The organism is Methylosinus sp. C49, from assembly GCF_009936375.1.
Taxonomy (GTDB): domain Bacteria; phylum Pseudomonadota; class Alphaproteobacteria; order Rhizobiales; family Beijerinckiaceae; genus Methylosinus.
Map to the genome: position 1 here is coordinate 2,541,768 of NZ_AP022332.1, position 16,301 is coordinate 2,558,068.

The 16,301-nt window shown below is 65.6% G+C and carries 13 protein-coding genes and 3 tRNA genes; 8 read left to right on the plus strand and 8 right to left on the minus strand.

Translation table 11 applies throughout. From position 1 onward, the window contains the following. Positions 1 to 77 precede the first annotated feature (77 nt). The 3 genes from GYH34_RS12075 to GYH34_RS12085 all read right to left on the minus strand — a co-directional run bounded on the left by GYH34_RS12075 (position 78) and on the right by GYH34_RS12085 (position 2,083). Positions 78 to 1,013 carry a FecR family protein gene (locus GYH34_RS12075; protein WP_161913793.1) on the minus strand — a complete coding sequence of 312 codons (936 nt, stop codon included), beginning with the start codon at positions 1,011 to 1,013 and terminating at the stop codon, positions 78 to 80. Positions 1,014 to 1,083: 70 nt separating this feature from the next. Continuing rightward, complete coding sequence (locus GYH34_RS12080) at positions 1,084 to 1,584, minus strand: sigma-70 family RNA polymerase sigma factor (RefSeq protein WP_244635074.1); 501 nt, start codon at positions 1,582 to 1,584, stop codon at positions 1,084 to 1,086. A 97-nt stretch (positions 1,585 to 1,681) separates the two neighbouring features. Further along, complete coding sequence (locus GYH34_RS12085) at positions 1,682 to 2,083, minus strand: hypothetical protein (RefSeq protein WP_161913795.1); 402 nt, start codon at positions 2,081 to 2,083, stop codon at positions 1,682 to 1,684. A 233-nt stretch (positions 2,084 to 2,316) separates the two neighbouring features. Here GYH34_RS12085 and GYH34_RS12090 point away from each other — a divergent pair, with 233 nt between their 5' ends. Further along, positions 2,317 to 2,784, plus strand: a complete 468-nt coding sequence (locus tag GYH34_RS12090) for an Hsp20 family protein (RefSeq protein WP_161913796.1) — start codon at positions 2,317 to 2,319, stop codon at positions 2,782 to 2,784. A gap of 65 nt (positions 2,785 to 2,849) precedes the next feature. Here GYH34_RS12090 and GYH34_RS12095 read toward each other — a convergent pair whose 3' ends face one another. Beyond that, positions 2,850 to 3,842 (minus strand): hypothetical protein, encoded by a 993-nt coding sequence (locus GYH34_RS12095; RefSeq protein ID WP_161913797.1) that lies wholly within the window; start codon positions 3,840 to 3,842, stop codon positions 2,850 to 2,852. 324 nt (positions 3,843 to 4,166) lie between these two features. On the opposite strand from GYH34_RS12095, the gene gltB reads away from it, so the two are divergent. Next, positions 4,167 to 8,828: a glutamate synthase large subunit gene (gltB, locus tag GYH34_RS12100; RefSeq protein ID WP_161913798.1), complete on the plus strand. Its 4,662-nt coding sequence runs from the start codon at positions 4,167 to 4,169 to the stop codon at positions 8,826 to 8,828. A gap of 16 nt (positions 8,829 to 8,844) precedes the next feature. Here gltB and GYH34_RS12105 read toward each other — a convergent pair whose 3' ends face one another. From GYH34_RS12105 to GYH34_RS12115, 3 genes are all read right to left on the minus strand, one after another. Continuing rightward, positions 8,845 to 9,747, minus strand: a complete 903-nt coding sequence (locus tag GYH34_RS12105; RefSeq protein WP_161914995.1) for a metallophosphoesterase — start codon at positions 9,745 to 9,747, stop codon at positions 8,845 to 8,847. A gap of 90 nt (positions 9,748 to 9,837) precedes the next feature. Next, positions 9,838 to 10,578, minus strand: a complete 741-nt coding sequence (locus GYH34_RS12110; protein ID WP_161913799.1) for a hypothetical protein — start codon at positions 10,576 to 10,578, stop codon at positions 9,838 to 9,840. A gap of 131 nt (positions 10,579 to 10,709) precedes the next feature. Further along, entirely contained in the window at positions 10,710 to 12,149 is a 1,440-nt protein-coding gene (locus tag GYH34_RS12115) for an aspartate aminotransferase family protein (RefSeq protein WP_161913800.1), read from the minus strand. Positions 12,150 to 12,761: 612 nt separating this feature from the next. Between GYH34_RS12115 and GYH34_RS12120 the strand changes: the two genes are divergently transcribed. The 6 genes from GYH34_RS12120 to GYH34_RS12145 all read left to right on the plus strand — a co-directional run bounded on the left by GYH34_RS12120 (position 12,762) and on the right by GYH34_RS12145 (position 14,734). Beyond that, positions 12,762 to 13,262: a cold-shock protein gene (locus GYH34_RS12120; protein ID WP_174242448.1), complete on the plus strand. Its 501-nt coding sequence runs from the start codon at positions 12,762 to 12,764 to the stop codon at positions 13,260 to 13,262. A 129-nt stretch (positions 13,263 to 13,391) separates the two neighbouring features. Beyond that, the gene (locus tag GYH34_RS12125; protein WP_244635075.1) at positions 13,392 to 13,895 is read left to right on the plus strand and encodes a DUF192 domain-containing protein; all 504 of its coding nucleotides are present in this window, start codon (positions 13,392 to 13,394) and stop codon (positions 13,893 to 13,895) included. A gap of 93 nt (positions 13,896 to 13,988) precedes the next feature. Continuing rightward, positions 13,989 to 14,065 (plus strand) — tRNA-Pro (locus GYH34_RS12130). 75 nt (positions 14,066 to 14,140) lie between these two features. After that, positions 14,141 to 14,452, plus strand: coding sequence for an ETC complex I subunit (locus GYH34_RS12135; protein ID WP_161913801.1), 312 nt, complete (start codon positions 14,141 to 14,143; stop codon positions 14,450 to 14,452). 19 nt (positions 14,453 to 14,471) lie between these two features. Continuing rightward, positions 14,472 to 14,548 (plus strand) — tRNA-Arg (locus tag GYH34_RS12140). Positions 14,549 to 14,657: 109 nt separating this feature from the next. Continuing rightward, positions 14,658 to 14,734: transfer RNA gene (locus GYH34_RS12145), tRNA-Arg, on the plus strand. Between the two features lie 111 nt (positions 14,735 to 14,845). Here the strand turns inward: GYH34_RS12145 and GYH34_RS12150 are convergent. Further along, positions 14,846 to 16,225, minus strand: coding sequence for an outer membrane beta-barrel protein (locus tag GYH34_RS12150; protein WP_244635076.1), 1,380 nt, complete (start codon positions 16,223 to 16,225; stop codon positions 14,846 to 14,848). Positions 16,226 to 16,301: the final 76 nt, after the last annotated feature.

Genomic DNA, 16,301 nt, shown 5'->3' on the forward strand with positions numbered 1-16,301 from the left:
AACTCTGACGAATGGAGCGCGCGAACACGCACGTCCGTGCGACGAAAAAATGCAGGCGCGTGATGCGGCGTTCTGTCTCATCCGCGCAGCGCCACGAGATAATCGCCGATGTGAATCGCATCGAGCGCGAGCGAAGCCTCGATCGCGCGCAAGGCGCCGATCGGATCGGCGGCGTCGAACACGCCGGTGACGCGAAGCCGGCGCGTGGAGTCGCTCGCCACGATGATGTAGCCGCGGTGATAGCGTGAGAGAATATCGACGACCTCGCCGAGCGGACGATCGACGAAAATGAGCTTGCCGCGGCGCCAGGCGGTGGCGTCCGGCACGGCGACAGGGACGGGCGCGCTCGTCGGCGCCGCCGGGCCGAAGTCGCATTGGCGACCTTCCTCGACGATCGTCTTCTCGCCATGGCTCGCGACGGCGACCTTATGCTCGGCGACGGTCACGCGGGCGCCGTCATTCTCGAGCGCGATATCGAAAGAGGTGCCGAGCGCCGTCACCGATCCGCCCGCCGCCGTGACGACGAAGGGCCGCGCGGCATCCGGCGCGACATCGAAAAACGCCTCGCCTTCGAGCAGAGTGAGCGAGCGTTCGCCGGCGGCGTAATGCACGGCGATAGCGGATTTTCCGCCGAGCTGAACCTTGGATCCGTCCGCGAGCGCGACCATGCGCGTCTCGCCGGCGGCGGTGCGGAAATCGGCGCTCCAGAGCAGGCGCAGCGTGTCGAAGCTCGCCACGGCGGCCAGCGTCGCGGCCAGCGCGGCGGCGAAAGCCATGCGTCGCCGCCGCCGCGCCGCGAGGGCGTCGACGCGACGCGGCTTCAGCGCTTTCACCTCGCCGCAGAGCGCGCAAATATAGGTGAAGGCCGCCGCGTTGGCCCGATCGGCCACCCAGGCCTCGAAGGCGGCGATCTCGGCGCTCGACATGTTGCCGGCGTCGCGCCGCACCCACCAGGCGACGGCGGAGTCCTGCGAGGCGCTCTCCTGCGGCGCGGGATCTTTGTGGGCGGCCATAGGTCGAAACTCGCTCCTCACACATACAGACGAACGACGGCCCGAAACGCGGATGCGTCTCGGCAATTTTTTACTGCACGGCGCTTCGGCAGCGCTTTATGGCGATGCGCAAATGCCGGTCCACCATATTGCGGGAGATGCCGAGCCGCCGCGCGATCTCGTCCTGCGGGACGTCGTGATGCATGCGCAGCACGAAGACCTCGCGGCATTTGGGCGGCAGCGTCTCGATCGCCGTGGTGAGAATCCGCGCGCGGCGGTCCGCTTCCAGAGTCTCGTCGGCGGAGGGCTCGTCCGAGGGCGCGTCATAGGTCTCCGCATCGGCCACGAAGAGCCTGCTCTCGAGCCTGCGCCGGCGCGAAAAGTCCATCGCCAAATTGACGGCGGTGCGGCGCAGATAGGCCGGAGGATCGGTGATCTCCTCGGTCATGTCGCGATGCATGACGCGCAGAAACGCCTCCTGGACGATGTCTGGGGCGTGATCGGGACCGACCCGCCGCGTGAGCAGGCGTGTCAGATCGCGTTGGGTGCGCGCGAAGAGCTCGCGCAAAATCGAAAATCTCGTGTCGGGCATCGGCGCCATCCGTCGCGGCGTCGCCCGGGCGCGGGGGCGTCCGGTGCGTCCATCGGCGTATCGAAACGGCGGCCGCGATCCGCGGGGCGCCGCGCGATCAGGCGAGGGGAGGGGCGCGGGACGACCAGGAGCTGGCCCAGCCGACGGGTCCGCGCTGCGGCGGCGCCGTCGAGGTATAGGCGACGAAGGCGAAAGCGACGACCGGCGGCGCGAGGATCGGCTCCTCGGACGGCGGCTCGACGAGGCTCGGCAGATCGCGGCCGGAGACGCAGAGAATGCAGCAGGGCGCATGATCGCGCTCCGCCGGCGGCGCGCCGTCCCTGTGCGGCTCGCAATAGGCGGAGGCCGAGACGCCGCCCGCCAGAGGCGCGCCATGGCCTCGAACCAGCGAGGCGGCGACGAAAGCCTGCAGCGCGAAAAGGCAAAGCGCCAGCGCCGAGACGAACGCGCGTCTCGCCGCGGAGACGTCCGACCAGCGCCGTGACCTCAGCTTCGCCATGTCCGAAACTAGCGCCGGGAAATTTCCGCGGTCAATGCGATCGTCGCGCTCGCGGCGAAAACTCGGGGCCTGTCACAAAATTGCGACACCCGCGCCGGCGCCTCTTGCAGGCCGCAAAAGGCGCTCCCACATGGAATTCAGCGCGGGCCGTAGCGGACGCGCTTCTTCCCCGGCGCGAGCGGGGACGAACATCCCGATCGCGCTTCCACTGTCGCTTCTAGGAGGACAATGACATGCGTCACTTCGATCTTTCCCCCCTCTATCGCTCGACCGTCGGTTTCGACCGTCTCTTCTCCCTGCTCGACCAAGGTCCGGGCGCGGAGGCGGCTCCGACCTATCCGCCTTATAATATCGAGCGCACCGGCGAGAACGATTATCGCGTGACCTTGGCCGTGGCCGGCTTCGCGCGCGAGGATCTCTCCATCGAGACGCGCGAGAACACGCTGACCATCAAGGGCGCGAAAGACTCGCAGCCCGAGCCCGGCGGCGTCAAGCGCGAGATCCTGCATCAAGGCATCGCCGCGCGCGCCTTCGAGCGCCGCTTCCAGCTCGCCGACCATGTCGTCGTGACCGGGGCGACCCTCGCCAATGGCTTGCTGCATGTCGATCTGGTCCGCCAAATTCCCGAGGCGCAGAAGCCGCGCCGCATCGAGATCGGCGGCGGCGTTCCGGCGCAGACGATCGACGCCAAAGCCGCCTGATCGCACGCCGCACCCCAGCCTTGCAAAAAATAGAGGCGTCCCGTGAGGGACGCCTCTTTTTTCGTTCAACCGCCTGGTGTCGGCTTGGGCGGCTCGCCCGCGGACGGCTCCTTGGATTGCTCCGCCGAGACCGGATTGGCGGGAGCCGCAGCGGCGGGCGGCGGCGTGACCGGCGTCGCTGGAACGATGGTCTGTGGCGCCGGCGCCGCCTGCTGATGGCCGACCGCTGCGGGCTCCGGCGCGGCCGCATGCGGCGGCTCGGGAGCGGCTTGGATCGGCTGGGCGGAGGCGGCGGCGGGAGAAGGAGAAGGCGCAGGAGATAAAGAAGAAGGAGCGGACGCGGTCCCGCCTTGCGGCGGCTGCTGCGCCGGCGCCTTGCGCTCGGCCGGCTTGGTGACGGCGGGCTTGGCGACGGCGGGCTTGGCGGCCGTCGGTCTATCCTGCGGAGCGGCGGCGCGCGCCGGCGGTTTGGTCGCCTCGGAGGGCGGCGAATGGGGCGGGCGGCGTGTCTCGGCATTGTCTTGCCTGACGGCGGCATGGGTGCGCGCCGGCGTCTCCACGCCTCGCGCCGGAGCGTTGGATTGCCGCGCCGGGCGGCGGGGCTCGCCGCCGAGGCCGGGCACCACCAGAGGGTCTTCCGCCGGGCCGGCGCTCGGCCCCTCATAGGGTTCCGGCCCCGGCGGTCCGCGATAGGCGGCGGGCGGCGCTTCGACGAAGCCCGGTCCGACTTCCTCCGGCCCAATGCGCCAGGAGCGCAAAATCTCGCCCTCATAGGGGTCGATCAAAAAGCGCCGATAATGGCCGCGGCGGTCGACGCCCGTCGCGACCACCTGATCGCCGCGCCGGCCGAGCCCACCGACGAGACGAAAGCCTTCCTCGCCCAAAATGCCGGCGATCGCTCGAGGCGTGGCGTTGGGCGCGGGTTCCGGGATCGGCTGGTGAAAGGCGTAGCCGAACGGACGAAAGAAGAAATCCGCCGCGGCCGGCGTCGGCGCCGCCATCGGCGCGAGGCTCGCCATCGCGAGCAAGAGCTTCGGCCGCAGTCTCGATAGCGTCATGAACCGCTCCACATCCATCTCATCGTCTGGCCCCGTCTCGATTGCCGAGCTTGGGCGACCATTGCGGCGAGCTTTGGACGCAAGCGGCGCGCGCCGGCGATGGAATGCGCCGGGAATTCGGTTTTGTAGCGGCAGATTGCTTGTGCGAGGGGCGCAAATCTGGCAACAATATTTCCCGCCGATATGTCAGTCATGCTGACCATTCTGCGCCAATGTCGCTCGCGCCACCCTGCGAGCGACGCTATGAATTCGACGACCAAGGACGGGGGAGCGGGCGCGGCGATCGGGCCGGGCGGCCCCCGGACTCGCCCGGGAGACGCCGCCATGACCGCGATCGACGCCAGAGACCCCCTCCTGCCGCAGGCTCAGGGCCTCTACGATCCGTCCAAGGAGCACGACTCCTGCGGCGTCGGCTTCGTCGCCAATCTGCACAACGCCAAGAGCCACGAGATCGTCGAGATGGGTCTGCAGATCCTGCTCAATCTCGATCATCGCGGCGCCGTGGGCGCGGACCCCAAGCTCGGCGACGGCTGTGGCATTCTCGTGCAGATTCCGCACCAGTTCTTCAAGGAGGAATGCGCGAAGCTCGGCTTCGCCCTGCCGGAGCCCGGCCATTACGCCATCGGCCAATTCTTCCTCTCGCGCGACGACGCCGAGCGCGCCAAGGCGAAGGAATTCATCGAGGCCGCCGCCGCGAGCCAGGACCTCGTCGTGCTCGGCTGGCGCGACACGCCGGTCGATTCGAGCGATCTCGGCGCGGCGGTGAAGGCGGTCGAGCCGGTGCATGGCCAAGTCTTCATCGGCCGCGGCCCCTCCGTGATCGACGATGTCGACTTCGACCGTCGCCTCTATCTCGCGCGCAAGACCGCCTCCAATGAAATCTATGCGCGGGGGCCGGCGGCGCGCGAGCATTATTCGGTTTCGGTCTCCTCGCAGACGATCGTCTACAAGGGCATGGTGCTGGTCTCGCAGCTCGGCGAATATTTCCTCGATCTGAAAGACCCGCGCTTCGTCAGCGCCATCGCGCTCGTGCATCAGCGCTTCGCGACGAACACTTTCCCGTCCTGGCGCCTCGCGCATCCTTATCGCTTCGTCGCGCATAATGGCGAGATCAACACGCTGCGCGGCAATCTCAACTGGATGGCCGCGCGTCAGGCCTCGGTCGCCTCGCCGCTGTTCGGCAACGACATAGAGAAGCTGTGGCCGATCTCCTATGAGGGGCAGTCGGACACCGCCTGCTTCGACAATGCGCTCGAGTTTCTCGTGCAGGGCGGCTATTCGCTCGCCCATGCGGTGATGATGCTGATCCCGGAGGCCTGGTCCGGCAATCCGCTGATGGATGGCGACCGCAAGGCTTTCTACGAATATCACGCCGCGCTGATGGAGCCCTGGGACGGTCCCGCCGCCATGGCCTTCACCGACGGCCGCCAGATCGGCGCGACGCTGGACCGCAATGGCCTGCGCCCGGCGCGCTATCTCGTGACCGAGGACGGGCTCGTCGTCATGGCCTCCGAGATGGGCGTGCTGCCGATCCCGCAAGACAAGATCGTGCAGAAGTGGCGTCTGCAGCCGGGCAAGATGCTGCTCGTCGATCTCGAGCAGGGACGCATCGTCTCCGACGACGAGATCAAGAAGGAGCTCGCCTCCTCGCATCCCTATAAGCAATGGCTCGAGCGCACGCAGATCGTGCTCGAGGATCTGAAGCCCGTCGAGCCGCGCGCCTCGCGCGCCGATGTGTCATTGCTCGATCGTCAGCAGGCTTTCGGCTATTCGCAGGAGGAACTCGATCTTCTGCTCTTCCCCATGGCCGTCACCGGCCAGGAAGCGGTCGGCTCCATGGGCACGGATACGCCGATCTCGGCGCTCTCCGACAAGCCGAAGCTGATCTACACCTATTTCAAGCAGAACTTCGCGCAAGTCACCAATCCGCCGATCGATCCGATCCGCGAGGAATTGGTGATGAGCCTCGTCTCCTTCATCGGCCCGCGCCCGAACATTCTCGATCACGAGGGCTCGGCGAAGCGCAAGCGGCTCGAGGTGCGCCAGCCCATCCTCACCAATGAGGACCTCGAGAAGATCCGCTGCATCGGCCATATCGAGGACAGCTTCGACACCAAGACGCTGGACATCACCTATGACGCCGCGACCGGCGCCGCCGGCCTGCGCGAGGCGCTGAACCGGCTCGGCGAGCGCGCCGAAAAGGCGGTGAACGGCGGCTACAACATCATCATTCTCTCCGACCGCATGGTGGGACCGGATCGCATTCCGATTCCGGCGCTGCTCGCCACGGCGGCCGTGCATCATCACCTCATTCGCCGGGGATTGCGCACCTCGGTCGGTCTCGTGCTCGAGACGGGCGAAGCGCGCGAGGTGCATCATTTCGCTCTGCTCGCCGGCTATGGCGCGGAAGCGATCAATCCTTATCTCGCCTTCGAGACGCTCGAGGCTTCGACGGCGGAATTCCCCTCCGACGTCGATGGGCCGACGGCGATCAAGCGCTTCATCAAGGCGGTCGACAAGGGTCTGCTGAAGGTCATGTCCAAGATGGGCATCTCGACCTATCAGTCCTATTGCGGCGGGCAGATTTTCGACGCCGTGGGCCTCGCGCAGAGCTTCATCGACGAATTCTTCCGTGGCACGACGACGCGCGTCGAGGGCGTCGGCCTCGACGAGATCGCGGCCGAGACGGTGCGCCGTCACAAGGACGCTTTCGGCGACGTCGCCATCTATCGCGACGCGCTGGATGTCGGCGGCGATTACGCCTTCCGCATTCGCGGCGAGGCGCATAGCTGGACGCCGCATACGGTTTCGCTGCTGCAGCATGCCGTGCGCGCAAATGCGCAGGACAAATATCGCGCCTTCGCGCAGCATTTGAACGCGCAGGACGACAAGCTGCTCAATCTGCGCGGCCTGTTCCGCGTCAAGACGGCGGAGGAGGATGGTCGCGCGCCCGTGCCGCTCGACGAGGTCGAGCCGGCGAGCGAGATCGTCAAGCGCTTCTCCACCGGCGCCATGTCCTTCGGCTCGATCTCGCGCGAGGCGCATACCACTCTCGCCATTGCGATGAACCGCATCGGCGGCAAGTCCAACACGGGCGAGGGCGGCGAGGAGCCGGAGCGCTTCAAGCCGCTGCCCAATGGCGACAGCGCGCGCTCGGCGATCAAGCAGGTGGCCTCTGGGCGTTTCGGCGTGACGGCGGAATATCTCGTCAACTCCGACATGATTCAGATCAAGATGGCGCAGGGCGCAAAGCCCGGCGAAGGCGGCCAGCTGCCCGGCGACAAGGTCGATGCGGTGATCGCCAAGGTGCGCCATTCGACGCCGGGCGTCGGCCTCATCTCGCCGCCGCCGCATCACGACATTTATTCGATCGAGGATTTGGCGCAGCTGATCTTCGATCTGAAGAATGTGAATCCGCGCGCCGATGTGTCGGTGAAGCTCGTTTCCGAAGTGGGCGTCGGCACGGTCGCCGCCGGCGTCTCCAAGGGCCGCGCCGATCATGTGACCATCTCCGGCTATGATGGCGGGACGGGCGCTTCGCCGCTCACCTCCATCAAGCACGCGGGCAGCCCGTGGGAGATCGGCCTCGCCGAGACGCATCAGACTCTGGTGCTGAACAATCTGCGCGCGCGCATCGCGGTGCAGGTCGACGGCGGCCTGCGCACGGGCCGCGACGTCATCGTCGGCGCTCTGCTCGGCGCGGACGAGTTCGGCTTCGCGACCGCGCCGCTGATCGCGGCCGGCTGCGTGATGATGCGCAAATGCCATCTCAACACTTGCCCCGTGGGCGTCGCGACGCAAGACCCTGTGCTGCGCAAGCGCTTCGTCGGCCAGCCCGAGCATGTAATCAACTTCTTCTTCTTCGTCGCCGAGGAAGTGCGCGAGCTGATGGCGCAAATGGGCTATCGCCGCTTCGACGAGCTGATCGGGCAGATGCAGATGCTCGACAAGGAGAAGGCGCTCGCCCATTGGAAGGCGAAGGGACTCGACTTCTCCAAGCTGTTCCACAAGCCGGCGGGCGAAGGCGCCGCGATCCGTCACAGCCTCACACAGGATCACGGGCTCGACAAGGTTCTCGACAACAAGCTCATCGAGGCGGCGCGCGCCTCGATCGACCGCGGCGCGAAGACCTCCATCGAGACGGCGATCCGCAATGTCGATCGTTCGACCGGTGCCATGCTGTCGGGTGAGGTCGCACGCGTCTATGGCCTCGCCGGCCTGCCGGAGGACACGATCGACATTCGCGCTTCGGGCACCGCGGGGCAGAGCTTCGGCGCCTTTCTCGCGCGCGGCGTGACGCTGCGTCTCGAGGGCGAGGCGAATGATTATGTCGGCAAGGGACTCTCGGGCGGCAAGGTCATCGTCTATCCCTCGCGCGAGGCCAAGCAGATCGTGCCGGAGAAGTCGATCATCGTCGGCAACACCGTGCTCTATGGCGCCGTGGGGGGCGAGGCCTATCTGCGCGGCGTCGCCGGCGAGCGTTTCGCCGTGCGCAATTCCGGCGCTTATGCGGTCGTCGAGGGCGTCGGCGACCATGGCTGCGAATATATGACCGGCGGCGTCGTCGTCGTGCTGGGGCCGACAGGCCGCAATTTCGCGGCCGGCATGTCGGGCGGCGTGGCCTATGTGCTGGATGAGGACGGCGGCTTCGCCGAGCGCTGCAATCTGGCGATGGTCGATCTCGAGCCGGTGCGCGACGAGGAGACAGCGATGACGCAGGCCTATCATCAGAGCGGCGACCTCGAGCAGCATGGCCGCGTCGATGTGATGAGCGATATGACGCGCTTCGACGCCGAGCGTCTGAAGCACCTCATTTCCAATCATCTGCGCTACACGGGCTCGACGCGCGCGCGCGCGATCCTCGACGATTGGGAGAGCTACAAGCCGAAGTTCCGCAAGGTGATGCCGGTGGAATATCGCCGCGCGCTCACCGAGCTTCTGGCGCGTAGCCAGAGCGGCGAGAAGATGAAGGCGGCCGGCGAGTGAGGCGGACGCGCCGGCGTCACGCCGCCGGCGCTTCGACTCTTATGTGAAGGACTTCCGGCGGCGCGCCGAAGCGCACCGGCAATCCGGTGCATCCTAATCCGCCGGAGACGACGAGATGCTTGTCGTCCTCGACGATATGCCCGTGGACATAGCGACTGCCGTAGATTGACGGCACGATCGGCGCCCAGCCGAAAAGGCGCACCTGTCCGCCATGCGTATGTCCGCAAAGCGTCAGCGCGACGCGCTCGGGCACGCGCGGAAAGACGTCCGGCTCATGCGCCAATAAAATTACCGGATCGTCGGTGGCGACGGCGGCGAGCGTCGCGGAAAGATCGTCGAGCCCGCGCCATTTGCGCCGGCCGACGGTGATCGCATATTGGTCGGCGAGGCCGGCGAGCCATAGCGAGTGGCCCTTATGCGCCAAACGCACGGCCGCATTCTCGTAGACAGGAATCCCATTGTCCTCGAGCGCGGCGCGGGCGATCGTCTCGCCGCCGCCGCGACGTTGCGCCGTGTGATCGTCCCACATGTCGTGATTGCCCAGGATCGCATGGACGCCGAGCGGCGCTCTGAGCCGAGACAACGCCCGCGCCCATTGCGACGCCGGAATCGGCGTGGCGAAACGATGCAGTCCGGCGACATAGTCGCCGAGCAGCACGATGACGTCGGGCTCGAGCGCATTCATGCGATCGACGATCGCGTCTATGCGCTCGAGCGACATCCACGGGTCGCAGGCGTGCAGATCGGAGAGCGCCGCGATCTCGAGCGCGAAACCTTTCGGCCAGACGCGCGGCGCGATGTGATAGCGGGCGACGCGCGGCTCCATCAGCGGCTCATAGCCGAAGGCGTAGGCCGCTCCCGCGAAAGCGGAAGCCGCCCCCGCTATCGCGCCTCTCAGAAAGGCGCGCCGAGTCAGCATGAGCATAGCGTTTCCCTCATGAGCAGTTGCGCGACATTGAAGCCGACGAATGCGTCGGTTTCGAGTCGCGCCGCTCTGGCGCCGATCGGTTCATCGCGTAGGGAAAGGGCCTTCGTCGAGGAAATAGCCATAGGCCTGCGTGGAACGCTGCGGAATAGGATCGACCGCAGTATAGGCGCCGGGCCGATAGGCGCGATCATAGGGATTGCCCGCGTGAGGATAGGAGACCGCCCTGACATAGGGAGCGGCGGCCGTTTCACCGCGATAGCGAATCGGCTGCGGCCACTGCGTCGCGTCTTCCGTCGCCGCGCGGTAGCGCTGTGGCGCGACGGCCGCGCGGGCGTAGCCCTCATGCGGATAATAGGCCGGTTCGGCAAAGGGGATGGAAGCTGCTTCGTTGGCGCGATAGCGAGCGGGCCGCCACCATTGCGTCGCATCTTCCGTCGCCACGCGATAGCGCTGCGGCGCGACGGCGGCGCGGGCGTAATCCTCGCGCGGATAAAGGGCCGGCTCCGCATAGGAGACCGGCGCCGCCTCAGTGGAGCGATAACGGATCGGCGGCTGCCCTTGCGTGGCTTCTTCCGCCGCGACGCGATAGCGACGGGGCGCGACGGCGGCGCGGGCGTCGTTCGGCTCCTCCTCGCGCCAATGGCGCGCCGGACGAGCGGCAGGATGAAACAGCTGAAAATTCGCGGTCGCCCGCGGCGCGAAATCATCGGGGCCGAGCCCGCGAATGACGACCGGTTCGCGCGCGCCGGCGTAGGAGGGGGCGGGAACGCCCGCGAGCGCGGCCAGCATGGCCGCAGGCAGAATCGTCGCACTGATACGCATAATCGACGCCTTTCGTCTCGAAGCGGAGCGCGACAGGCTGGAAATTTACGCCGACGTCTCAAATCGGCGCGGCTCCCCGTCGCGCGCCTCATCGGAGCAAGGCGCGTTCCCATTTCATTAACCTTGGCGCGTCAGCCGAGCTTGGCTTTCAGCGCGTGGCCCGCGAGCGTCTTGCCGAGCGACCACACCGCCCCCGGCGCGTGATGCGCGTCGGCGATGACCTTGTCGAAGGAACGCTCGATCCAATCGCAATCGAAATCGTCGATGGTCAGCGGAGGCAGCAGCTTGATCGTGTGATTGCCATGGCCGGCGACCTGCGTCAGCACCTTGTGCTGCTCGAACAAAGGTATGCTGATGAGCTGGCAGAACAGGCCGGAGTTGACCGTCTCCAGCAGGTTCCACGCGGCTTTCAGCTTCAGCGAGCGCGGCTCGCCGAACTCGATTCCGATCATCAGGCCTTTGCCGCGCACATCGGCGACGAGTTCGTAACGCTCGGCCATGGCGCGGAAGGAGGCGAGCAGGCGCTCGCCCTTGGCGGCGGAATTCTCGACGAGCTTCTCGCTCGCCATGACCTCGAGAGTGGCGAGGCCGGCGGCCATTGCGAGATCATTCTTGCCGAAGGTGGAGCCGTGCACGACCGCGCGATCCATGCGATCGAACATTTTGTCGAAGATCCATTTGCGCGTCAGCACCGCGCCGACCGGCACATGGCCGCCCGACAGCGCCTTGGCGACGAGCAGGAGATCGGGCTCGACGCCATAATGCTCTACGGCGAAAAATTTTCCCGTGCGGCCGAGGCCGGTCTGAATCTCGTCGGCGACGAGCAAGGTTCCATATTTGCGGCAGAGCGCCGCAGCCTGCGCGAGATAGTCCTGCGCCGGCATGTTCACGCCCTTGCCCTGTATGGGCTCGACGAAGAAGGCCGCGACGTCGCGATGGCGCAGCGCCTCCTCGAGCGCGGCGAGATCGTCGAAGGGAATCTCACGCGTATCGGGGAGCAGCGGGCCGAAGCCCTTCTTGAAAATCTCGTCGCCATTGAGCGACAGCGCGCCATAGGTGAGGCCATGGAAGGAATGCGCGCAATTGAGAATGCCTGGACGGCCTGTCGCGGCGCGTGCGAATTTGATCGCCGCCTCGACCGCCTCTGTGCCGGAGTTGGCGAAAAAAACCTTCTCCATATAAGGCGCGAAGCCGAGCAGCCGTTCCGCGAGCAGCGCCGCGGGCACCGACACGTCGAGCTGCACGAGATTGGGGAGCTCGGCGCCGAGCACGCTCATCAGCGCCTCGCGCAACGCGGGATGATTGCGGCCGATCGCGAACACGCCCCAGCCGCTCAAAAGATCGAGATAGCGCGCGCCCTTGCGGTCATAGAGATATTGGCCGGAGCCGCGCACGAATCCGACGTCATAGCCGATGGTCTTCAGCACGCGCACCCACATCTCGTTGAGATGCTGCGAGTGCAATGCGAAACGCTCGTTCTCCCGCTCCGCATAGAGCGAGGCGAGATCGAAATTCGGGGCGCCGTCATGCTGCGCCAATTCACGATCGTCTCGCGGTGTGATGAAGCTCATTCGTTCGAAGTCCGTGCTTTCAAGGGCTGCGTGCGATCTTCTCGCGGGAATTGCGGCTCGTCGGCTGCGCCACCATCGGCGGCGACGCACTATGTCGCGGCTTCGCGACGGCCGCAACATTTGGACGAGCATATTGCTTCGCGCCGCTCTGTCCAGCGCCGCGCGCGCCTCGAGGAGGGGCTGCGCCGCGCGCGAATGTGACGAAAGAACGCTCTGGCGCCCAATCGCGCCGCTTTCATGGCGAAGATCGAAGCCGAAACATGCGCGCGAGGAGCCCCAAAGAGCCGTGATCGCGCATTGACAACGCGCGTACGGTATTTCGCGTAACCGGCGCCGAGGTCGCGGAACGCCAAGCATTTTCGGGCTTTGTATCCACAGCGAAGGCGCACGAGACAAAAAAGTCGGTTGGAGGAAAGCGTGGCGATGATATCTTAACCACAGTGATTCACGGGCGAGCGTCGCGATTCGAGTCTTCGAAGGCGAGCGGAGCGCATTCGTTCCGAATCGGCAGGGGGAGTTGGTCTGTTGGGCGCAAAAATTTCATTCCAGAATGAGTTGAGCGCGTCGACCATCAATGTCGAAAACGGTGAAGCCGGGCTCGATCTGGTCGAAATGTCGGGAACCATCAAGTGGTTCGACGTTTCGAAGGGATACGGATTCGTCGTTCCCGATGATGGCGGCGCGGATATTCTCTTGCATGTGACGATCCTACGTCGTTCCGGCTTCCAGTCGGCCTATGAGGGCGCGCGCGTCGTCTGCGAAGCGCAGAAGCGCGTGAAGGGCATGCAGGTGTTTCGCGTCATCGGCATGGACGAGTCGACGGCGGTTCACCCTTCGCAGAACGGCGCCGCCCGCACCCATGTCCAAGTGACGCCTTCGAGCGGCTATGAGATCGCCATCGTCAAATGGTTCAACCGGGTAAAAGGCTTCGGCTTCCTCACCCGCGGCGAGGGCACCGACGATATCTTCCTGCACATGGAGACAGTTCGCCGCTATGGGCTGGCCGAGCTGAAGCCTGGCGACAGCGTTCTGGTGCGCTATGGCGACGGTCCCAAGGGCCTCATGGCGACCGAGGTGCGGCCGCTCGAATCGGCGCTGCCGGCTTCCCACTAGGGCCGAGCGACAGGCGCGTTTCCGGGCCGCTTTTTATTTCCCGACCGCAATGGCAGAATGGCCGTCGAAGCGCTGGCGTTTCGACGTCGTCTCGATGCGCTCGGCGGTCTGGATGCGGCGAGGGTGAGCATGTCTGGTGAGGTGTCGCGGAGCGTTTTCGGCGGCATAGCCGCGTTTTTCGTCCTTCTCTTCTGCGCGGCCGTTCCCGGCCACGCGAAGGAGCCGGGATCGCCACCGCCACCCGCGGTCAAAATGGCCATAGAGCCGATCGAGATCGTCACCGCCTCCGGCGCGCATCGGCTGCACGTCGAGGTGGCGCGAACGCCCGACCAGCGCGAGAGAGGCCTGATGTTCCGCGCCTCGCTCCCCGCGGACGGCGGAATGCTTTTCGATTTCCACGAGGAGCGGCCGGTCGCAATGTGGATGAAGAACACGCCGCTGTCGCTCGACATGGTCTTCGTCTCGCGCGCCGGAAAGGTCGTTTCCCTGGCGCTCGCCGCGGAACCCTATTCGGAGCGCGTCATCTCCTCCGGCGGGCCGGCGCTCGCGGTCATCGAGCTGGCCGCCGGCGCGGCGCAGCGCTTGTCGATCGCCGTCGGCGACACGGTCAAACATCCGATTTTCACGAAGTAGCGCGGTCGGCGCGCGCGCTCGCGCTTGTGAGCGACGCGCCCGCGTGCTAGCGAGGCGTTCGGCGGAAATGGGCTCCGCGGCCTATACGCGAGACGGGGTATGGCGCAGCCTGGTAGCGCGGAAGTTTTGGGTACTTCAGGTCGCAGGTTCGAATCCTGCTGCCCCGACCATTGGCGCGGAGCCCCGCCACAGCGCCGATTTTTCGTTTCCGGCCGGCTCGCGAGCCGGCTTTCGCCGAGGCCGATATGACCGCACGCATTCACCGCCCGTCCCCCAGCGCGACGCAATCCGGTCCCGGACCGGCCAAGCCCTGGGTCCTCGAATATGAGAACGAGACCCCGCGCGAGCTCGATCCGCTGATGGGGTGGACCGGCACGTCGGACGCAAAGGCTCAGATCAGGCTTCGTTTCGCCACCAAGGAGGAGGCGATCGCCTATGCCGAGCGCAAGGCGCTCGTCTATCGCGTCGAGGAGCCCAAGCCCGGCGCCGCTTCGCGCCGCATCATATCCTACGCCGATAATTTCAAGACGCAGCGCGTCGGCCAGTGGACACACTGACGGCCGCAGCCTCCGTCATGGCCCCGTAGCTCAGCCGGATAGAGCAACCGCCTTCTAAGCGGTAGGTCGCTGGTTCGAATCCAGCCGGGGTCGCCAAGGAAGCAGCTATTGTGGTCGACGGCCGCCGGATCATTGGCGGCGGAAAGGGCGCAACGACGACAGCGCCCGAGACGTCGCCGGTAGAACATGCTAATTTGCGAGCGTCGACTCCGTAGCTCAGCTGGATAGAGCAACTGCCTTCGAAGCAGTAGGTCGTAGGTTCGAATCCTACCGGGGTCGCCAGCGGCTTTGTTGCCTAACGTCACTTCAGCGTGAACGGCACGATCACATCCATTGCGAACATGCCGGTCGAGCGTCGATAGCCGCTCGCGCCGAAGAAGGGCGCCGCGCCGGTCAGCGACGCGTCGTAACGCAGCTCCGGCCGCAGCGACAGCTGGTGATCGGCAGACCTTTGGGAATTTCCGGCGTTATCGTCAGCCCGGCGGTGATCCCGAGATAGCTGGTTCCGCGCCCCTCCGGCTGGAAGATCGCCGAGGGCGTGTAGAAGCCATGCTCTATGTTCGTGTAATCGAAATAGCCGGGATAGGCGCCGACGAAGAAATTGCTATGGTCGCGCCAAAATTCGACGCGGCCGTTGAGCTGCAGCACATCGTCGATCTTGTAAGAGACATATTGCGCGACGCCATAGCCGTTGACGCCGCGCGGACGACGCGGAATGAGCGTGGCGTCGAAGCCGTAGATATCGCCGAGCCGGCGCAGCACGCCTTCGGACAGCCCCGTCACCGAGAGCGCATTCCATCCATCGTCGCGAACATAGTTTATGTCTGTGCTGAGAGTGAGCCGATCCGTCACCTTCCAGGTGAGCGTCACATCATTGCTGTAGGACAATGTGCGATTGGGATCGCATGCGCATTCATACGGAATGTTCGGCCAACCGACGCCGAGCGGATCGAGCTGCATCGGATCTTCGGGGCCGATGTGAGTCGTGCCCAGAATGGTCAGCCTGTCGTCGAACGCCTTTATGCGCAGGCCGGCCTGGAATGAGGCGGCGCTATTGTTGTCGCCGGGCCAGCCGAGGCTGGCGCTGTCGCCCGACATGACGCTCGCATGGACAAAAAGCCAGGAGGCGAGATCGGACGAGATCATCACGCCGGTCTGCTTGAGCGGAATGCCGAAATTGAAAATATAGGAATGACTGTAGAAAACGCTGTCGACCAGCTCGGCGCCCTCGAGCGTGACGAATTGGCCGATCTTCACATCGAATCCATTGTCCGTGATCCATGGCAGATGCGCGGTCGCGAAGGCCTGTAGAATGTCGAGCTGCGTGCGGTCGCGCATCGCATAATCGAGCTCCCCCATAAAATGCGTGTAGCGTGCGTCGGAGCCGACCATCGTCTGAATCTTGAAGCCGAAGTCGAAATCCTTCCTCGCCTTTGGATCGGGCAGGCGCTGCATGGTGAGCACGCCGGCGTTGAATTGCGGCTGATTGGCGCGATCGGTGAACAGATGGCCCCAATTGAGCTTGTTGAACGGATTGTCGAAATTGAAGGTGGAGCCGGCCTCGACGAAGCCCGTCACCTTCAATGCGTCGAGCCAGGACGGCGGCGACTTGGCTTTGCTGTCGGATTTCTTGTCCGAGCCGGATGACGCAGGCGCGCGCGAGGCGGGTGATGCAGGCCATCCGAGCAGCGCGCCAGAATCGTCTTCCTGCGCCGATGCGGGGACGACGGCGAGCGTCGCCGCGACGCCGCCGGCCGTGAGCGCGCGCTGCAATGTCGCGACCAGGAGCAGGAAAGCCTCTTTTTCGAAAACATAGATTGAAACGAGACGACGAAAAGCGCTTTCGACC